The organism is Streptomyces sp. NPDC031497 (assembly GCF_055580905.1).
The window spans coordinates 537,746-557,205 of sequence record NZ_JBVIKO010000001.1; the positions used below are offsets into that span (position 1 = coordinate 537,746).

At 72.0% G+C, this 19,460-nt stretch carries 12 protein-coding genes and 1 pseudogene; 5 read left to right on the forward strand and 8 right to left on the reverse strand.

The annotated features are described in order from the left end of the window. Nucleotides 1-113 precede the first annotated feature (113 nt). Nucleotides 114-1,373 (forward strand): hypothetical protein, encoded by a 1,260-nt coding sequence (locus ACZ5K7_RS02405; RefSeq protein WP_468909500.1) that lies wholly within the window; start codon nt 114-116, stop codon nt 1,371-1,373. 249 nt (nt 1,374-1,622) lie between these two features. Here ACZ5K7_RS02405 and ACZ5K7_RS02410 read toward each other — a convergent pair. After that, a pseudogene (locus ACZ5K7_RS02410) lies at nt 1,623-1,790 on the reverse strand (carbohydrate ABC transporter permease); the annotation flags it as partial. Between the two features lie 246 nt (nt 1,791-2,036). Here ACZ5K7_RS02410 and ACZ5K7_RS02415 point away from each other — a divergent pair. Beyond that, entirely contained in the window at nt 2,037-3,254 is a 1,218-nt protein-coding gene (locus ACZ5K7_RS02415; protein ID WP_351710393.1) for a thiolase family protein, read from the forward strand. Next, a complete protein-coding gene (locus ACZ5K7_RS02420) occupies nt 3,251-5,380 on the forward strand; it encodes a 3-hydroxyacyl-CoA dehydrogenase NAD-binding domain-containing protein (protein WP_468909504.1) in 2,130 nt (709 codons plus the stop codon). The genes ACZ5K7_RS02415 and ACZ5K7_RS02420 overlap by 4 nt, the downstream gene beginning before the upstream one ends. Nucleotides 5,381-5,445: 65 nt before the next feature. Here ACZ5K7_RS02420 and ACZ5K7_RS02425 read toward each other — a convergent pair whose 3' ends face one another. From ACZ5K7_RS02425 to galE, 5 genes are all read right to left on the reverse strand, one after another. Then, nucleotides 5,446-9,948, reverse strand: a complete 4,503-nt coding sequence (locus tag ACZ5K7_RS02425; RefSeq protein WP_468909507.1) for a bifunctional glycosyltransferase/CDP-glycerol:glycerophosphate glycerophosphotransferase — start codon at nt 9,946-9,948, stop codon at nt 5,446-5,448. Then, a complete protein-coding gene (locus tag ACZ5K7_RS02430) occupies nt 9,945-11,177 on the reverse strand; it encodes a CDP-alcohol phosphatidyltransferase family protein (protein ID WP_468909510.1) in 1,233 nt (410 codons plus the stop codon). The genes ACZ5K7_RS02425 and ACZ5K7_RS02430 overlap by 4 nt, the downstream gene beginning before the upstream one ends. 289 nt (nt 11,178-11,466) lie before the next feature. Then, nucleotides 11,467-13,050, reverse strand: a complete 1,584-nt coding sequence (locus tag ACZ5K7_RS02435) for a DUF8189 domain-containing protein (RefSeq protein WP_468909512.1) — start codon at nt 13,048-13,050, stop codon at nt 11,467-11,469. A 37-nt stretch (nt 13,051-13,087) separates the two neighbouring features. After that, entirely contained in the window at nt 13,088-14,188 is a 1,101-nt protein-coding gene (locus ACZ5K7_RS02440; RefSeq protein WP_468909514.1) for a PLL family lectin, read from the reverse strand. Further along, the gene (gene galE / locus ACZ5K7_RS02445; RefSeq protein WP_468909517.1) at nt 14,188-15,174 is read right to left on the reverse strand and encodes a UDP-glucose 4-epimerase GalE; all 987 of its coding nucleotides are present in this window, start codon (nt 15,172-15,174) and stop codon (nt 14,188-14,190) included. Before galE ends, ACZ5K7_RS02440 begins: the two co-directional genes overlap by 1 nt. Before the next feature lie 184 nt (nt 15,175-15,358). On the opposite strand from galE, the gene ACZ5K7_RS02450 reads away from it, so the two are divergent. Beyond that, on the forward strand, nt 15,359-16,456 hold the full coding sequence (locus tag ACZ5K7_RS02450; protein ID WP_468909520.1) for an LCP family protein: 1,098 nt from the start codon (nt 15,359-15,361) through the stop codon (nt 16,454-16,456). Nucleotides 16,457-16,463: 7 nt separating this feature from the next. Here the strand turns inward: ACZ5K7_RS02450 and ACZ5K7_RS02455 are convergent, their stop codons facing one another. Further along, nucleotides 16,464-17,480: a DUF8189 domain-containing protein gene (locus ACZ5K7_RS02455; protein ID WP_468909523.1), complete on the reverse strand. Its 1,017-nt coding sequence runs from the start codon at nt 17,478-17,480 to the stop codon at nt 16,464-16,466. Between the two features lie 65 nt (nt 17,481-17,545). On the opposite strand from ACZ5K7_RS02455, the gene ACZ5K7_RS02460 reads away from it, so the two are divergent. After that, a complete protein-coding gene (locus ACZ5K7_RS02460) occupies nt 17,546-17,917 on the forward strand; it encodes a PIN domain-containing protein (RefSeq protein ID WP_351710411.1) in 372 nt (123 codons plus the stop codon). Nucleotides 17,918-17,950: 33 nt separating this feature from the next. Here ACZ5K7_RS02460 and ACZ5K7_RS02465 read toward each other — a convergent pair whose 3' ends face one another. Further along, nucleotides 17,951-19,399: an ArnT family glycosyltransferase gene (locus tag ACZ5K7_RS02465; RefSeq protein ID WP_468909526.1), complete on the reverse strand. Its 1,449-nt coding sequence runs from the start codon at nt 19,397-19,399 to the stop codon at nt 17,951-17,953. Between the last annotated feature and the right edge of the window lie 61 nt (nt 19,400-19,460).

Consider the following 19,460-nt stretch of genomic DNA (forward strand, 5'->3'; position numbering starts at 1 on the left):
GACGCAATTGCCTCGTTCATCACGTGCGCGTGAGCCACCCGGGCTGCCGGATGTCCGCCCGCACCCGCCGACCCGCTTCGGCCTCGCGCCCGTCTGCCTGGGAGCTCGCACCGATGACCATCCCCGCCGCCCCCGCCACGGCCGTCGTACGGACCGACCCCGCCGCCCCCACCGCGGCGGTGATCGCCCCGTATGACAGCGGGGTCCCGTATCCACGGGCGTTCGCCCGGCACGGCTGGCGGACGGTGGCCGTCGTACCGGAGCACCGCCTGCGGCCACCGGCGTACCGGAGCTCGCCGGTACCCGTCGGATACACCGGCACGGTCGTGCACCGCGGGGTCCGGCAGACGGTCAAGGCGCTGCGGGCGCTGGGGGTGTCGGCCGTCGTCGCGGGCAGCACCGGGGGCATCGAGCTGGCCGAGCGGATCGCCTGGCAGCTCGGCCTTCCCGGCGCCGATCCGGCGTGCTCGCCGCTGAGGTACGACCGCGGGGCGCAGGCGGACCGCCTGGCACGGGTCGGGATCCCCGCTCTGCGCGGCATCCGCACGACGAGTCCGGCCGACGCCATGGCCTGGGCGCGGAGCCGCCCCGGGCCCGGCTACCTGCTCGCCCCGGCGGCCACCGGCACCCCGGTCGACCCGGTGGAGTGCGAGGACGAACGCCAGATCAACACCACCTGGCCGGCCATGCGGCACGCGGCCCTCCAGCACTCCGGCAGCGCGCACCTGGTACTGAGCGAGCGGCCCTCCCGGCTGCGGTACACGGTCAACACCGCCACCCGTCCGGACCTGGACGGCCGCCCCGAACACGTCGTCACCGACCTGTGGGCGGACGTCCACACCGGTGACGGCCGCTTCGACCGTACCGATCTGCTCCCTCCGGGCAGCCCGCTGGCACAGACCCTCGCGCTTCGCACGAACCGCGCACTCGACGCGCTCGGCGTGGTGTGCGGCCCGGTCACCACCCGCCTCGCGTACGGCGCCGATCAGGAGTTGCTGGTGGTGTCCGCGCTGGCGGCGCCCGTCGTGACGCCGGCCGACGAAGCGCTGCGGACGGCGACCGGCCGCAACCGCGCCACCGACGCGCTGGGCGCCTGGATACCGCCGGCCGCCGGCGCCCGGTTCGCGCCCGCTCCGAGCGGACAGCACGTCGTGCGGGTACGTCTGCGTCCGGCCGCCGGGATCGCCCCGTGGCTGGGAGCCGTCCTGCGCTCGCTGCCCACCGTGGTCGCGGCGAGCGAGATCCGCACGCCGGGTGCGCCCGTGTCCGCCGAGGCCGTGCTCAGCAGCAGCGAGCCGCGGGCCATCGAACGGGACTACCGCGTCATCCGCGCGCTGGAGCACCGGGGATGCCGCTCTCCGGGCCGTCCGTGATCCCACGGCCGTCCTAGTGCGCACACCACCACCCGAGAGGAGCCCCCGTGCTCACACCACCCCGGTCGCGGACCGACGCCCGCCCCGTCCGCGCATCACACCCACACGGCCCGCGCCTGATGGCGCAGAACGCCCGCATCCTGGAGCTGGGCGTACGGACCGCCGACCCGCACTCGAACACTCCGGTGTACCGGCCGGACGATGCCGAGCGGCGGCGTCGGACGCTAGCCCCGCGCTGCGGGGCGCGCACCGCGTCGCTCCCCGCGTGAAGCCGTTGCAGATGATGCGTTGCAGGCACAGGAAGACGACCAGCATCGGCAGGATCACCGGAATCGCTCCCGCCGAGACGATCTCCCAGTGCGCTCCGTAGGGGCCGCCGAAGCGGAACAGGGACGTCGAGATCACGCCAAGATTCTGGAACGGCAGGCAGACAGCGGGGCCGCGGGTCGTGGTGGGTTGCTCGCGCCCGCGCGGCGGAGCCGCATATCGATACAGCCCCGCGCCTCTGGATGGGCGCTTTCCCTGGCCGGTGCTTTTCATGTGACCTTCGCCGCTCCGACCGTCAGGGGTGGGCAGCCACGTTACTCATAAGTAGCATGGGCCCTGAGCGCGCGCTCAGCGCATCGCAGCAGTGCCATCCCGCACCCTGGAGGAGAGCCAATCGTGCCTCGTACCGTCAGGGATGTCGTCTTCGTCGACGGCGTCCGTACCCCGTTCGGCAAGGCGGGCCCGAAGGGCATCTACCACGAGACCCGTGCCGACGACCTCGTCGTGAAGGCGATCCGGGAGCTGCTGCGCCGCAACCCCGGGCTGGACACCAAGAAGATCGACGAGGTCGCCATCGCCGCGACCACGCAGATCGGTGACCAGGGTCTGACCATCGGCCGTACCGCGGGCATTCTCGCGGGCCTGCCGACCTCCGTGCCCGGCTACTCCATCGACCGCATGTGCGCCGGCGCGCTGACCGCCGTCACCACGGTCGCCGGTTCCGTCGCCTTCGGCGCGTACGACATCGCCATCGCCGGCGGTGTCGAGCACATGGGCCGCCACCCGATGGGCGAGGGCGTCGACCCGAACCCGCGGTTCGTCAGCGAGAAGCTGGTCGACGAGTCGGCGCTGTTCATGGGCATGACCGCCGAGAACCTGCACGACCGCTACCCGGGGATCACCAAGGCGCGCACGGACGAGTACGCGGTGCGGTCGCAGGAGAAGGCCGCCAAGGCGTACGCCAACGGCAAGATCCAGGCCGACCTGGTCCCGATCTCGGTGCGCCGGACCAACCCCGAGGGCGGCGAGACCGGCTGGGGTCTGGTCACCGCCGACGAGCCGATGCGGCCGGGGACCACCCTGGAGAACCTGTCGGGTCTGAAGACGCCGTTCCGTGTGCACGGCCGGGTCACCGCCGGTAACGCGGCCGGTCTGAACGACGGCGCCACCGCCTCGCTGATCGCCAGCGAGGACTTCGCCCGCGAGAACAACCTGCCGGTCAAGATGCGGCTCGTGTCGTACTCCTTCGCCGGTGTCGAGCCCGAGGTCATGGGCTACGGCCCGATCCCGGCCACCGAGAAGGCGCTCGCGCAGGCGGGTCTGTCGATCTCCGACATCGGTCTGTTCGAGATCAACGAGGCCTTCGCCGTGCAGGTGCTGGCCTTCCTCGAGCACTACGGCATCGCGGACGACGACGAGCGCGTCAACCAGTACGGCGGCGCCATCGCCTTCGGTCACCCGCTGGCCTCCTCGGGTGTGCGTCTGATGACGCAGCTGGCCCGTCAGTTCGAGGAGCAGCCCAGCGTCCGCTACGGCCTGACCACCATGTGCGTCGGCTTCGGCATGGGCGCGACGGTCATCTGGGAGAACCCGCACTTCGAGGGGGACAAGTGAGCACCACCGCCGAGCTTCTGAAGCAGGCCTCGGACCTGTTCCCCGACGAGGTCGTGACGTCGGCGCACGTACGCCACTTCGACCTGCCGTCCGGGGCCGGCCGCTTCGCGCTGATCACCCTGGACAACGGCCTGGACCACACCAAGCCGACCACCTTCGGCCCGGCCTCGCTGGCGAACCTGAACACCGCCATCGACCAGGTCGAGAAGGAGGCGGCCGAGGGCACGATCGTCGGTGTCGGTATCACCGGCAAGCCGTTCATCTTCGCGGTCGGCGCCGACCTCAAGGGCGTCGAGCTCCTCAAGGAGCACGAGCACGCGCTCGCCATCGGCAAGGGCGGCCACGAGGTCTTCAAGCGCCTCGCGGGTCTGGCCGTGCCGACCTTCACGTACTACAACGGTGCCGCCATGGGCGGTGGCGTCGAGGTCGGTCTGCACTGCACGTACCGGACCGTCTCGAAGGCCATCCCGGCGTTCTCGCTCCCCGAGGTCTTCCTCGGTCTGGTCCCGGGCTGGGGCGGCTGCGCGCTGCTGCCGAACCTGATCGGCGCCGACAAGGCCGTCTCGGTCATCATCGAGAACAGCCTCAACCAGAACAAGCAGCTCAAGGGCCAGCAGGTCTTCGACCTCGGGATCGCCGACGCGATCTTCGAGGGCGCCGACTTCCTGGAGCAGTCGCTGATCTGGACCGCCCAGGTGCTGAAGGGCGACATCGAGGTCGAGCGCCCGGTGATCGACCGCGGCGAGGCCTGGGACCAGGCCGTCGCCAAGGGCCGCTTCATCGCGGACTCCAAGGTGCACGGCGCCGCCCCGGCCGCCTACCGCGCCCTGGACATCATCGCCGCCGCCAAGAACGGCGACCTCCAGCAGGGGTACGACGCCGAGGACCTGGCGCTCGCCGACCTGATCATGGGCGGTGAACTCCGCGCCGGCATCTACGCGTTCAACCTGGTGCAGAAGCGCGGCAAGCGCCCGGCGGGTGCGCCCGACAAGAACCTGGCGCGCCCGGTCACCAAGGTGGGCGTCGTGGGCGCGGGCCTCATGGCCTCGCAGCTCGCCCTGCTCTTCCTGCGCCGCCTGGAGGTGCCGGTCGTGCTGACCGACATCGACCAGGAGCGCGTCGACAAGGGTGTGGGCTATGTCCACGCCGAGATCGAGAAGCTGCTCGGCAAGGGCCGTATCAACCAGGACAAGGCCAACCGCCTCAAGGCCCTGGTCACCGGTGTGCTGGACAAGGCCGAGGGCTTCGCGGACGCCGACTTCATCATCGAGGCCGTCTTCGAGGAGATCGGCGTCAAGCAGCAGGTGTTCGCGGAGGTCGAGGCGGTCGCCCCGGCGCACGCGATCCTCGCCACCAACACCTCCTCGCTGTCGGTGACGGAGATGGCGTCGAAGCTGAAGAACCCCGAGCGGGTCGTGGGCTTCCACTTCTTCAACCCGGTGGCGATCCTCCCGCTCCTGGAGATCGTGCGCGGCGAGCAGACCGACGACGCGTCGCTGGCCACCGCCTTCGCCGTCGCCAAGAAGCTGAAGAAGACCGCGGTCCTGGTGAAGGACGCCCCGGCGTTCGTCGTCAACCGCATCCTCACCCGCTTCATGGGCGAGATCCAGAACGTCATCGACGAGGGCACCCCGGTCGAGGTCGCGGAGAAGGCGGTCGAGCCGCTGGGCCTGCCGATGTCTCCGCTGGTGCTCCTGGAGCTGGTCGGTCCTGCCATCGGCCTGCACGTCTCGGAGACCCTCAACCGGGCCTTCCCGGACCGCTTCACGGTCTCCCCGAACCTCGCGGCCGTCGTCAAGGCGGGCAAGCGCGGCTTCTACGTGTACGACAGCGGGAAGCCGGAGCTGGACCCCGAGGTCGCCGCGCTGCTCAAGCAGGGCGATGTGGTCCTCAGCGAGGAGCAGGTCCGTGACCGCGTCCTGGACGCCGTCGCCCAGGAGATCGGGCTGATGCTCGACGAGGGTGTCGTCGCCGAGGCGCAGGACATCGACCTCTGCCTGATCACGGGCGCCGGCTGGCCCTTCCACCTGGGCGGCATCACGCCGTACCTGGACCGCGAGGGTGTCTCCGAGCGCGTGAACGGCAAGAAGTTCCTGGCGCCGGGCGTGGCGTCCGTCCCGGCGTAACGGCCGGCAGCACAAGGGGGCCTCCGCGATCCGCGGAGGCCCCCTTGTGCATGTCGTGGACAGGGTCAGGCCGCGTCGATCCACTCGGTGAGGGTGGGCAGCGGGGCCGGGAGGGCGCCGATCGGGCGTCGGGGGGCCAGGGCGGCCGCGGAGGCGGTGCCCAGGGCCTCGATGGCGTCGAAGACGCGCTCGCAGTTGCCGCCGCCGCGGTGCACGAAGAACTCCTCGACCCGGGCCCGGTGTTGGGGCTGGACGGTGAAGTCGCGGGCGATGGCGGCGATGATCTCGTCGACGGCCTGGTCGACGGTCCGGCAGACCGGGCCGAAGCCGTCCTCGGCGAGGTTGAAGTAGCCGCGCTTGTAGTGCCGGCCGTAGAAGTCCTCCTCGTCGAAGGGGACGTAGACCAGCGGGATGCCCATGTAGGCCACGTCGAAGAACACCGACGAGTAGTCGGTGACCATCAGCGAGCACTCCTTCATCGCCTGCTGCACATTGCGGGTGTGCGGGTCGGCGACCTGGATGGACGGCGAGGAGAACTGGAAGGTGTGCAGGTAGGGGCGGATCTCGTAGTGCGGGAAGAATTCGAGGTCCACGCCGAAGTGGTCCAGGGCGCGGCCGAGGCGGGGGTCGGAGAGCAGCGTCTTGTAGAAGCGGTAGTACTCGGACTGGGTGAAGCTGGTCCGCGCCGGTCCGGCGGACTTCTTGTAGGACGCGGTGACGATCCACTGCCGCCAGGTGGGCATCAGCAGGATGCGCGGCTTGTCGCGGCGTTCGCGCTGGAGGGCGTCGAAGCGCGGGAAGCCGACCGGCTGGGCGCGGTCGCCGTAGCCGGCCTCCTGGGCCATGAAGTCGCGTTCCTGGCGGCCGGCGGTGACCAGCAAGTCGTAGCTCGCGATGCGCTGGTCCGCGCCGGAGGTCACGTCGTTGTAGGTGACGCCGTGCTGGAGGAACACCCGCTGGTACTTGACCAGTTCGCCGAAGCGGTGCAGGAAGAGCGCCTTCTTGTAGCCCTCGGGGACGAGGTAGGACTCGGAGTCGTAGGAGCCGATGAGCTTGGTCGCGTGGAGCAGGTACATGCGGTGCTTGAAGGAGCCCAGCTTGAGGACGTTCCCGTACGGGGCGACCTTGGCGTGGTCGGCCGAGGCCGCGTCGATGACGTAGTACACGTTGCGGCGCTTGCGGTGGGTCCGGGCCCACTTGAAGAAGTGGTACGAGTTGTCCTGCGCGGTGTCGGAGCGCTCGCCGACCAGCCAGATCTCCTTGCCGTTGAGGAAGGGATAGGTCAGCCAGTAGGCGAGGCGCATCCGCCAGCCGGGGTTGCGGGTGCGCAGGATGCGCAGTTCGCGGCCGGCCCGCCACATCGCGTGCTTGAGGCGGGCGGTGCGGCCGGGGGCGACCAGGCGCAGATGCAGGGCGTCCTGGGCGCCGATGGTCAGCATGTAGGGGTACCGGCCGACCTTGCCGGGGCCCTTGAGCCGGTGCAGGGCGAGGCGGGCCTTCATGACGACGTTGCGGTGCCGGGTGCCGTCCGGGCGGTGCACCCGCAGCCGGAAGTCGCCGACGCCGAAGCCGGTCTCGGCGAGCCGGGCGGCGGGGATCTCGGCGTACCAGCCGGCGTACAGGTCCCGGCCGCCCCGCGCGTTGCTCAGGTCGCGGCGGTAGACCTGGGTCAGCGGGACGGTGACCTTGGTGCCGCGGACCTGGTGGACGAGTTCGAGGCGGTTGCCCATCGGGCCGCCGAGGTCCAGGCCGGGGAAGGCCATGCAGCCCTCCAGGACCAGCACGTCGTCCCGGGTGCGGACGCTCTCCACCACCACGTTGGGATCCCTGACCCGGGCCGCGCCGCTGTGCAGCCGGCCACCGGGGAAGGTGCGGTAGAACCCGTCGTCGTCGATCTCCACGACCGGCGGGGCCGCGGCGAGGGCCGGTTCCGGGTCGGCGAACAGCTCGAAGTTGCCGGTACGGGCCGCGTAGTGGTCGAGCTGCTGGGCGGGGCTGGTGACGAACTCGGTGATGACGTCGTCGGGGATCTGCGCGTAGTGCCGGTGCAGGTCCGGGAACATCCCGGCGAGCTGCGAACGGCCCATCACGTTGCGGGCGTTGCACAGGAAGCCCTTGTAGGTGCGGGTGGCGTAGCGCTGGAACATCCGGCGGATCTCCGGGGGTTCCTCGGCGCTGTAGTGCAACAGGAAGTGGTTGAGCCGCAGGTGGTCGCGGTAGTTGGCGGGCTTGCTCCACAGCGAGTCCATGATGGACGAGCCGTCGGGGCGGCCCCGGTACCAGTAGACGGGCCGGTCCACGATGCTCAGCGAGCCGGCCCGCAGCATCGCGGGCAGCGTCAGCCAGGCGTCCTCGAAGTGCACGCCCTCGCCGAAGCGCAGGCCGAGCCGGCGCAGCAGGGCGGTGGCGAAGAGCTTGTTGCAGGCCGAGCCGCTGAAGATCATGTCGGGGATCTCGGCGAAGTCGGTGACCAGCCGGTCGCCCTGCCCGAAGTACTCCTTCCACGGGCCGTAGGGCCGGTCCGGGAAGTTGACGAGGTCGCCCATGACGACTTCCGAGCCGTCACGGTGGGCGGCTTCGAGCATCGCGGCGAGGGCGTCCTCGCCGAGGATGTCGTCGGAGTCGAGGAAGGTGACGTACGGCGCGACGACCCGGTCCAGGCCGGTGTTGCGGGCGTTGCCGAGGCCGCCGTTGGGCTGGTGGACGACGGTGACGTTGGCGTAGTGGGCGGCGAACCGCTCCAGCATGTGCGGGGTGTCGTCGGTGGCACCGTCGTCGACCAGGATCACCTGGGTCTCGGCGAAGCCGCGCTGGGCGGCGAGGGAGCCGAGGCAGTCGTCCAGGTACTTGGCGACGTTGTAGCAGGGGACGACGACGGCGAGCTGGAAGGGGCCGGTGAGCTGCCCGATCGGCGGGTGGATCCGGTCGCGCCACCACATCCAGGGGGCGTTCGGGTCGTTCTGCTCGGTCTCGAAGGTGCGCCGGCCCGCGGTGGCGGAGCGCAGGGCGAGGTTGCCGCTGACGGTGCGGTAACCCTCGTACTCCTCGCCGTCCCGGTCGAAGCCGAGACCGTCCAGGGTGATGTCGCGGACGCTCAGCGCGGAGCGGGAGCGGCTGCGCTTCCACTCCAGGATCACCGAGACGTTCCACACCGTGCTGTCGGCGAGGTCGTCGCCGAGCAGCTTCACCAGGTCGGCGCTGCCTTCGAAGGTCAGCAGGCGCTCGTCGACCGAGACCTCGCGGATGGGGACGACCACATCCTTCTTGGTGTGCCGGTTGCGGACCGCCAGGGAGAGGGAGACCGGGTCGCCGAGGGCGATCCGGCCGAAGCGGTTGACCAGTTCGCCGGTGTACGACAGCTCGGTGCCCGCCACCCGCCAGCCGGTGAGCCGGCCGAACAGCGGGAGCTGGGTGACCGGGGCGGCGGCCAGGCCCAGTTCGGTGACGTCCAGCATGCGGCGGGCGTCGGGCAGGTGCAGATGGTCGGCGGACCAGTAGACCCGGCCGCCCTCCTCGACAAGGTGGGAGGAGAAGACGCTCTTGCGCTGGGTGTAGTCCAGCGTGGTGAGGGCGGCCTCGATCTCCTCGTACATCAGGAAGTAGCCGCGCACCCGGTCGACCGGGCCGCACAGCCCGAAGGCCTCCTCGCTGAGCGAGAACAGGTAGGAGCTGACGATGTCGGCGAACCGCTGCTGGAACCCGGCGTCGCCCTCGGCGAGGGCGCGCATGTACAGGCGCAGGTCGTGGGTGAGGAACTTGGCGTCCTTGCGCACCTTCAGCTGCCACAGCCCGCGTTCCAGCAGGAACCGGTCGGTGGCGCGGTGCACCGCGATCCGGTCGGTGATGCTGCGCAGTTCGCCGGTGCGGCCGGTGATGGAGGTGCCGTCCGGCTCCCACATCCAGCGGTAGACGGGCTCGGTGATCACCGTGATGCCCCGGGCGAGGCAGCCGGCGACGGTGGAGAAGTAGGTGTCCTCGTAGAAGACGCCCTCGGGGAACCAGACGCCGTACGAGCGCAGGAACTCCACGCTGTAGAGCTTGGCGGCGGCGATCGGGTCGGAGAGCAGGAGCGGGAACTCCTCCAGACCGGCGACGGTACGGCCCATCGCGTAGACCTCGGGCGCCCAGGGCTCGGTGTCGCCGGTGGCCCGGTTGACCCGGACGGCCTGGCCGGCGGTGATGTCGCTGCCGGTCTCCAGGGCGCTCGCGACCAGCCGTTCGCAGGCGCGGGGCGGGAGTTCGTCGTCCGCGTCCAGGAACGTCACCCAGCGGCCCTCGGCCTGGGCGATGCCCCAGTTGCGCGGGGCGCCGACCCCGCCGCTGTTCTCCTTGCGGCGCAGCACCCGGACCCGGGGGTCGGTGCCCGCGAAGCTTGCGACGACCTCGATGGTGCCGTCGGTGGAGGCGTCGTCGACGACGATCACCTCGACCGGCTCGTAGGTCTGGTTCAGGGCCGACTGGAGCGCCTTGCCGATCGTGGTGGCCGCGTTGTGGGCGGGGATGACGACGGTGACCCGGAAGTTGCCGTCGTCGTACTCGGCGTGGGTGGTCTCTGCTCCGGGTCTCATCGGTACTCCTCCCGGCCCACCGGGATCCTGCGGGCCGCGCCCCTGCCGATCTGGGTGAGGGGCATGGTGTCGCCGTGCGGTGCGGGGACGTGCGGGAGCCCGTCGAGCACGGTGTCGGGCTTCGGGTACGGCTGGAAGAAGGGGTCGTCCTCCGGCGCCGGGGCCTGGTAGCGCTCGTCGGCGAGCAGGGCGTCGGCCGCGCGGCGGTGGCGGCCCCGGTGCAGCTGCGGGGCGATGGTGCCGGTGGCGCCGGAGGCGGGGCTGAGCTCCTCCATGACCTTGGTGAAGTCGCGGGTGGAGAGCCAGAACTTGTACATGATGACGAGTTCGAAGAGCAGCAGCAGGGCGGCCGAGACGGCGGTGGTCCACAGGATCTGGCCGATCAGCGGGCCGACGATGAAGACGAACATCTGGAACTCGATGCCGCTGATGAGGTGCGGGCGGATCCGGGTGCGCAGCATGGCCCGGCGGATCCGGGTGTACCAGGGGAACTGGTCGCGGAACTGCTCGTGCAGGTCGACGACGTTGCCGGTGCCGGCCTCGGCGCGGAGGGTCTCGGCGGAGGTGTGGGGGTTGTCGCGGAGCAGGTCCTCCATGAAGACCACCGGTGGGCCGTCGGGGGTCTCCCGCTCATTGACGGAACGTTTCTGCACAGCCTCGGCCTCGGCCTCGACCTCGGCAACAGCCACAGCCTCGGCCTCGGCCTCGGCGCGGTTTCGGGTGACCTTCTCGATCCTGGTCCGCATCGACATGCGCATCTTGTAGATCTGCAGCGCGTCGACGTAGCGGAGCATGTCGAGGAAGACCACGACGAGGGCGGCCACCAGGTAGCGCTCGTCGTCGTGCGGCAGGAACTGGCCGCCCATCAGGGCGAGGGCGCAGAACAGCACCCGGATGCGGTCGAAGACGTAGTCGAGCCAGCCGCCGAAGACGGTGCCGTTGCCCTTGAGGCGGGCCAGCTTCCCGTCGATGCAGTCGAGGATGAAGCTCAGGTGGTAGAGCAGCGCCCCGATGATCAGGGACTGCCGGTCGCCCTCCAGGAAGAAGCCGCCCGCGGCCAGGCCGATGAACAGCGCCGCCCAGGTGACCCGGTTCGGGGTGATGAAGCGGAAGCGCGCGACGACCAGCAGCAGTCGGGTGGCGACGGGGTCGACGAGGAAGACCGTCCACCAGGCGTCTCGTTTCTTGCAGGTCAGTTTTTGGACAGCCCGCAGCGAAAGCCTGGCCATAACCCCCCAGTCACCCCTTAAACAGGACACATTGGCCGGTTGATTTCACAGGCCAATCACATAAGCGACCCGAACTTTAACAATCCTTCACTTACGTGTCGACGCGCATTGACCTGCCATTGACCGCGATGTTGATCACAGGCAACCCGTACAACTATTTGCGATCTTCACATCGGGGAACCGTGGGCCGCTCTTGGGGCAGACTTGGCCCAGAGCTTGCGAACGGTTCGGTCAGGGGTCGGAAAGGGTGGGAATCCGGCCATCCGGTTGGCCGTTCGACAGGCCGGGCTCAGTCCCCCACCGGGCGCCAGCCGTCCAGTACCAGCCCGTCCCGGCTCTCGTCCCGGCGGGCCACCAGCAGCCGCCCACCGGGTGTACGGGTCGCCACGGCGAGCCGTCCGGCACGGCTGACGGCCGCGGCCGGAGCGCCGTAGGAAGGCGCGCCGACGTCCTGCCACCACACCCCCGTGTCCGGCCGGCCCGCGGGATGCGCGCCGAGCGAGCAGGTCCCGTCGGCGCCCCGGCCGACCAGCACGGAGTAGCCCCAGCCCGCGAGTTCGGCGCCCCGGGCCGCGGACGGCGCGCCCGAGCCGCTCTCCGGGTCGTCGAGCGGGTCGTCCAGCGGGTACGGGCCGGGGGCACCCGGCCGCCAGAAGCAGGTCCGGCCGGTACGGGCGTCGCGGAAGAGGACCGCGCCCGGCTCGGCCGCCGGGGTCAGGCTGCCCGGGCGGGCGGCGAACGGCAGGGTGCGGTCCTCGCTCCAGGTGCCGTCCGCCCCGGGGCACCAGCGGAGCACGGCCGAGGTGTCCCGGGCCCGGGCGAACAGTTCGACCCCGCCGTGCTCGGCGGTCACCGCGACCAGGTCGTCGGCGACCCGCAGCCCGCTCAGGTGCTGCCACGGCGTCCAGGTGCCGTCGGCCGACCGGCGGCGGTGACTGACGCTGTGCCCGAAGTTGCGCACGAAGACCTGGAGGTCCCCGGCCGCGTCGAAGGCGGCCGCGGGGAAGCCCACTTCGCGTCCCTTGCGCCAGGCGGCGGCGTTCGGCCCGCCGAGCGACTGCCAGGGGGTGAGCGGTCGCCCGGTGCGGTACTGGGCGGCATGCACCACCTCGACGTCCACCCCGCCGTCACCGCGCGCGGTCCTGCGCAGCCCGAGCAGATGAGGCAGCCCGTGCGGATCGCGCACCACCAGCAGACCGGGCAGCAGACCCGGTCCCTCCAGCAGCTCCGGGCCACGCCACCGGCCGCCGGGCAGCTCCTCGTACCAGCGCACCACACCGGCGGCCGTCGGCCAGAAGGCGGTGAGCCGGCCGTCGAAGCCGGCCGAGAGCCAGTTCACCGGCGCCGGGTGGCGCGGGGCGCCGTCGCCGCCCGGGCCCTGTTCGGCGCGCAGGCAGTCGACGTACAACGGCCGACCCGTCCCGGCCTGGTGGGCGCGGGCCGCGGCAAGCGCCACGGCGGCGGTCTCGGCGTGCGTGTCCGGCACCCCGTAGGAGGGCATCCCGCTCGCCTCGTCCAGGCCGGTGTGCACGGGGTCGGGGTCGAGGGTGTGCAGCCGTTCCGGATCGAGTGCGCGCAGTTCCTCCCGCAGGGCCGGCAGCGCCTGCCGGGGGTCGCTGTCCAGCACCCGGGGGCCGCCGCGCACCCGGCAGCCCCGGCTCTCGGCGGCGGCGAGCGCCCGGTCCAGGGCCGCCCGGCCGTCCTTGCCGCCGGGCCGCAGGCAGACCACGGCGATCTCGCTGCCGGGCGCCTCCCGTTCGACCACGGCCACCGCGTCCCGGGGTTCCGGTACGACGACGGCGACCAGGTGCCCGCGGCCGTCCGGTGTACGGCCCGCGGGCCCCGGCCCGGTCCGGCCGGACCTGCGCGTCATTCCTTCACGTCCTTCTCGTGTCCGTCGCCTCGCGCGTTCACAGCGGGCTCCAGTCGCCCAGGCTCAGCCCCGGGCCGTCGTCCTGGCGGGCCAGCGCGAGCCCGCCGTCCTCGGTCAGCGCCAGCAGCACGACCCGTCCGAGGCCGTCGCGGGCCAGTACGGGATCGCCCTGGCAGACGGTGCCGGTGTCGGTCCACCAGACGCCGTGGTGCTCCTCCTCGGCACCGCACGCGCCCAGCACGAGCCGGCCCTCGGTGTCGCGGTGGGCCAGCACCGTGCAGGGGTGTCCGTCGAGGGTGGTGGCGAGCGCGGCGTGCCGTCCGTCACCGGGGTTCCCGCCGAGCGGCACCGGCCAGGAGCCGGGACGCACGGCGACGGCACCGCCGCCCACCGCGTCGGTGAGGTAGTAGGTGATCCGGCCCGGCGAGGTCTCCAGACCGCAGGCCGCCCCGGGCAGCGGTACGACGCCGAGGTCGGGGCCCCGCTCCGGTGCGGCGCCCGGCCCGGACTGACACCAGGTCAGGGCACCGGTGCGGGTCGGGGCGAGGACATGCACCTGCCCAGTGGCGGTGGCCACCGCGGCCGGGGTGTCGAGGACGGCCGCGACCTCGAGGTCCAGCCAGGGCTCCCAGCGGCCCCGGGCGTCCTCGCGCCGCAGGGCCAGCCGCCCCTCCGCCGTGGCCACCAGGACGTGCAGGGCGCCCGAGGCGTCGACGACCGCGGCGGGAGTGCCCATCTGGGCGGTGCGTTCCCGCTTGGCGTGCGGGTTGCCGGCGGACCGCCACTCGCTCAGCGGGCGGCCCGCCTGGTACTGGATCGCGTAGACCAGGTCCACGGCCGGCGGCGCGTCCCCGGTGCCACGGGCCCGGCGGCCGACGAGGTGGGCGTACCGGTTGCGGCCCTGGGCGACGGTGAGTTCGGTCATGTTCTTGACCGGCAGCACGTCCGGGCCAATCCAGTCGGGGCCGCCCGGGCGGGTCTCCGTCCAGCGCAGCACGGCGCCGTCGACCTGCGCGTAGGCGATGAGCCGGCCGTCGTGCCCGGTGAGGAGCCAGGGCCCGGACCGCACCGTGCGGCCGGCCGGGGTTCCGCCGGTCGCCCGCACCCCGGCGACCCGGTCGCGCACGGGAGCGGCCATCAGCGCAGGGCCTCCGGATGGCGCCGGCACCAGCCCGCCCAGGCCGAGGCGACCATGGTGCGGGCGTCGTGGCGGGCCGTCCAGCCCAGTTCCGCGCGGATGCGGTCGGCCGAGGCGACGACCCGCGCCGGGTCCCCGGCGCGGCGCGGCGCGTGCACCGGGGCGGCCGCCGGGCCGTAGCCGGTGACCTCGCCGATCAGCGTGATCATCTCGCGGACGGAAACCCCCTCGCCGCGCCCGATGTTGACCGTCAGGTCGCTGCCGGGCGCCCGGCCGGGCAGCGCGCGGGCGGCGGCGAGATGGGCGGCGGCGATGTCCTCGACGTGGATGAAGTCCCGTACGCAGGTGCCGTCCGGGGTGTCGTAGTCGTCGCCGAAGATCACGGGGGCGCTGCCCTCGGTGAGCTTCTCGAAGACCATCGGGACGAGGTTGGAGACGCCCGTGTCCGCGAGGCGCGCGTCGGCCGCCCCGGCGACGTTGAAGTAGCGCAGGCAGGCGGTGGTCATCCCGTGCGCCCGGCCCGCGGCGCGCACCAGCCACTCCCCCGCCAGCTTGGTCTCGCCGTACGGGTTGAGCGGGGCGCAGGGGGTGTTCTCGGTCACCAGGTCCACGTCGGGCATGCCGTACACGGCGGCGGAGGACGAGAACAGGAAGTGCCGTACGCCGGTGCCGGCGGCCGCCTCCAGCAGGGTCTCCAGGCCGTGCACGTTCTCGCGGTAGTAGTGCAGCGGCCGTTCGACCGACTCCCCCACCTGCTTCTTGGCCGCGAGGTGGACCACGCCGTCGATCCCGAGGTCGGACAGGGTGCGCCGCAGGAGGGTGCCGTCGAGCACCGAGCCCTTGACGAAGGTCACACCGTCGGGGACGCGGGCGGGGTCGCCCGTCGAGAGGTCGTCGTACACCGCTACGCGCTCACCAGCGGTGAGCATCGCGCGGACGACATGGGCGCCGATGAAGCCGGCACCGCCTGTTATCAGCCACGTCATGGCGCGCATACTATTTCTTTGGCTGCTGTTTACAAATACATCACGGGTTGTGCATGATCGTGCGGTCATCCGCCCCTTGTGCGGTTTCGACCGGGCAGCACCACCGGACCGGCCTCCCCCCACCCGAGTCCTCACGCCACAGCACCGCCCCGCCGGGGCACGATCTTTGAGGATTCGAAGCAGGATGAGTCATGTCCCGACGCCCCAGCTCAGCGACACCGCCGTGCCCCCCGGGCAGGGTGGCGGGCGCAAGCGCGAGCGCACCGGCGGACGCCGAAGGGGCCGCCGGCTCCTGATCTCGCTGGCCGTCCTGGTCGTGGCCGGAGCGGGCACCGCCTACTGGCTCTACAGCGGTATCGACGGCAACATCAAGGGCGTCGACATCGACAGGGCGATCGGCGACGACCGTCCGGAGAAACTGCCCACTTCGGGACAGAACATACTGATCCTCGGTTCGGACTCACGGGCCGGCGCCAACGCGAAACTGAACACCGGCAAGGTCTCCGGGGCCCGTTCGGACACCGCGCTGGTGATGCACATACCCGAGGGCCGCAAGCAGGCCGTCGCGGTCAGCATCCCCCGCGACACCCTGGTGACCCGCCCGAAGTGCACCAGTCCGCACGGTTCCACGGTCGCCTCCGCGCAGCGTGTGATGTTCAACTCCATCTACTCCCAGGTCGGTCCCGCCTGCGTGGTCAAGACGGTGGAGCAGATGTCCGGGGTCCGCATGGACCACTACGTCGAGGTCGACTTCGCCGGCTTCAAGGACCTGGTGGACGCGATAGGCGGGGTGACCGTCACCGTCGGCCAGGACATCCACGACACCTCCAGCGGCCTCGACCTCGCCAAGGGCACCCACAAGCTGGACGGCACCCAGTCCCTGGAGTTCGTCCGCACCCGGCACGGCATCGGCGACGGCAGCGACCTCGGCCGTATCGGCCTCCAGCAGCAGTTCATGATCGCCCTGCTCGCGGAGATCCAGAAGCAGGACCTGCTGGGCAGCCCGGTCAAGGCGTACAAGATCGCCGACAAGCTGACCGCCGCGCTCACCACCGACTCCGAACTCGCCTCGCTCACCAAGCTCGCGGAGTTCGGCCGCAGTCTGAACGGCGTCAATCCCTCCACCATGGAGACGATCATGCTCCCGGTGGCGTACGACAAGGTCGACCCGAACCGCGTGGTGGCCGCCGAGCCGCAGGCCTCGGCCCTCTGGAAGGCGATCCGCGCCGACGCCACGGTCCCCGAGTCGGCGAAGAAGTCCCCCGCCACCGGCGGAAGCTGACGTTACGTCAGACCTCGCGCCAGGCCTCGAGGGCCAGCCCCGGTTCGTCCTTGCGGCGGGTGAGCAGGAGCTGTCCGGTGGACGGGGACAGGGCCGCCGCGGTGACCCGGTCGTCCTCGTCCGTGGTCAGGGCGACCGACGCGTCGGCCGGGAGCTGCGGCCCCGACTCGGTCCACCAGGCACCGGCCCGCTCGTCCTCCGTGGGGTACGCGGCGAAGGCCACCCGGCCGCTCGCCGAGCGCTGGGCGAGCAGGGTGCAGTCGTACCCGTCGAGTTCGCAGCGGACCGCGGCGACCGGGCCGGGCCCGGCGGAGGTCAGCAGGGTGTACGGCTTGCCCCCGGGACGCCAGGCGCACAGGTCGCCGGCCTCGTCGCTGTAGTAGAGGGTCGTGCTCCCGGGGGAGGTGGCGAGGGCGGTGAGGGTGGCCGGACGGACCGGGGTCTCCAGTGTCTCCAAGAGCACGGGCGGCTTCCCCGCCTCCTCCTGGCGCCAGTGCACGATCCCGCCCGGTACGGCCGCGTACACCTCGACCCGCCCCGACTCACCGGTCACCGCCGCGAGTCCGTCCTCGACCAGCCGGCCCTTCAGGTCGCGCCAGGGCTCCCAGCCGCCCTTCTCCTTCTGGGCGACCATGCTCACCCCGCGCCCCCGGTTGCGGACGAAGACATGGGCACGGCCCTGGGCGTCCACGGCGACGGCCGGGGCGCCGGTGACGTCGCCCTTCTTGCTCGGGTGGCCGATCGGCTGCCAGTCCAGGGCGGACAGACGCGGGCGGTAGTGGGTGGAGTGGACCAGACCCGACTCGCCGTTCACCGTGGGCCGCCAGGCGACCAGGTGGGCGTATCCGTTGACGCCCTGGCCCACCGAGAAGCCGGGGTGCAGCCGCTGGTCGCCGCCCATCTTCCGAGGGGTGCCCCAAGAACCGCCTGGGCCGCGTTCCGCCCGGCACAGCACGGCGTCGCCCGACGGCAGATAGACACTGAGCCGGCCGTCACGGCCGCGGAGGAGCCAGTCGCCGTTCACCGCTTCACTCTAAGCGGGGCCCTTCGGGGCAGTGGCCGGGGCCCCGGGCGTGCGAGGCTGGGGGCATGGATGACGAAGCTCCCCTGCTGGTGATCGTCGACGGCGCGAACGTCGTCGGGTCGCGGCCGGACGGCTGGTGGCGGGACCGCAAGGGGGCCGCCGAGCGGCTGCGCGACCGGCTGGCCGAGCGGGGCCTGCCCGGCCACCCGACCCCGGTGGAACTGGTGCTCGTCGTCGAGGGCGCGGCCCGCGGGGTGGACTCGGTGCCCGGGGTACGGGTGGAGCCGGCGTCCGGCAGCGGCGACGACCGGATCGTCGAGCTGACCGCCGAAGACCCCGGCCGCCCCCGCCTCGTCGTCACCGCCGACCGCGAACTCCGGCGCAGGGTAACGGAGCTGGGCGCCGAGGTGATCGGCCCGAGCGCCCTCCTCCACTGACCCGGACGTGCCCGCGCCCGTCGGTCCCCGGTCCTACTCCGCCGGCACCCGTGCGTACAGCACCGCCCCGTCCACCTCGTCCACCTGTTCGTAGCCGGCCGTGAGGAGTCGGCGCAGGGTGGGGACTCGGTCGGGGCCGTAGGGCTTGCCCCGGGAGTCGTCGATCACCAGGGTCGGTGCCCGGTCGGCCAGTTCCGCGCGGAAGACGGGCCAGGTGCCCCCGACGGCGTACTTCTCGCCGACCTGCGGGCCGTCCCGGCCACCGCTGAAGTTGGTGAGGAGGCCGGCGGTGAGATAGCGGGTGGCGGGGGTGCGGTCGGCGAGCCAGTACGTCTCCGGGTGTATCCCCCAGACCAGCACCCGGTCGCCGGGGCCGGTGCGGTGGGCGAGGGCGAGCGCGAGCCGCTGGGCGTGCGCGAGTTCGGGACGCGGGGCCAGCAGTCCCCAGGTCAGGAACAGGACGCAGACACAGGCCGAGGTGCGGATCGCGGCCGAGGTGCGCTCCCTGGGCAGCACCTGCAGCGCGGCCGTCGCCAGCAGGGCGAGCGGCGGGGTGAGTTGCAGGAAGTAGTGGCCGAAGAAGTGGAAGCCGAGGGTGACGGCGGCCGCCGACGCGGCCAGCCACAGCCACAGGTCGGCGGCGCCGGTACGGGCGATGCGCAGAGCGCGGGCGACCGGCGGGAGCAGCCCGGCGCAGGCCGCGGCGAGGATCGCGGTGTTGGTCAACGCCCGTGCCAGGACGTGGAGTTCGGAGCCGGTGAAGGAGGCATAGGCGCCGGAGCCGGTGACCGTCCAGAAGGCGAAGCCGGCTGGGTCGGTGAGCAGGGCCGTGCCCAGTACGGGCAGGGCGACGCCGGCCGCCAGTCGGAGCAGGCCGGCGCGCGGGCCGCCGTACCGGTTGAGGAGATAGACCACCGGCAGCAGGACCGCGCCGCCGGTCTGCTTGGTGAGTAAGGCGCAGGCGACGGCGGCTCCGGCGGCGCCCCAGCGGCGGCGGTCGGCGCACCACATCGCGGCGGCCGTGGCGGGCAGCATGAACACCTCGAAGGTGGCCGCCTGCGCGTCCTCGGGGTTGAGCCCGACCGAGACCAGCAGGTACAGCACCCCGGCGGTACGGCCCGCGCGGTCGCCCCACCGCCGTCGGGCGATCGACGCGAGCAGGACGGCGGTGGCCAGCTGCGCGAGCACGGCGAGCACCCGGACCGGGGTGAGCGACCCGGATCCGAAGACCGCGAACGCCCCCTCGTACAGCCAGGGCAGCAGCGGCGGCTTGCGGTCCACGACCGTCTCGTACAGCTGGCCGCCGCGTGCCAGTATGCGCGCCTGTACGGCGAGAAAGCCCTCGTCCGGGTTCCACAGCGGCCGCCGGAAGGACGGCATCCGGGTGACGCAGGCCAGCACGGCGAGCAGCGGCAGCAGCCGCGGCCAGTACCCCTTCCGTACGACTACGGACCGTGCCGGGACGAGGGGGGCGACAAGCATGGGGAGCACGCTATCCGGCCCCGCGGTCCCACCTGGACGGGACATACGGGGCCGGAGTGGC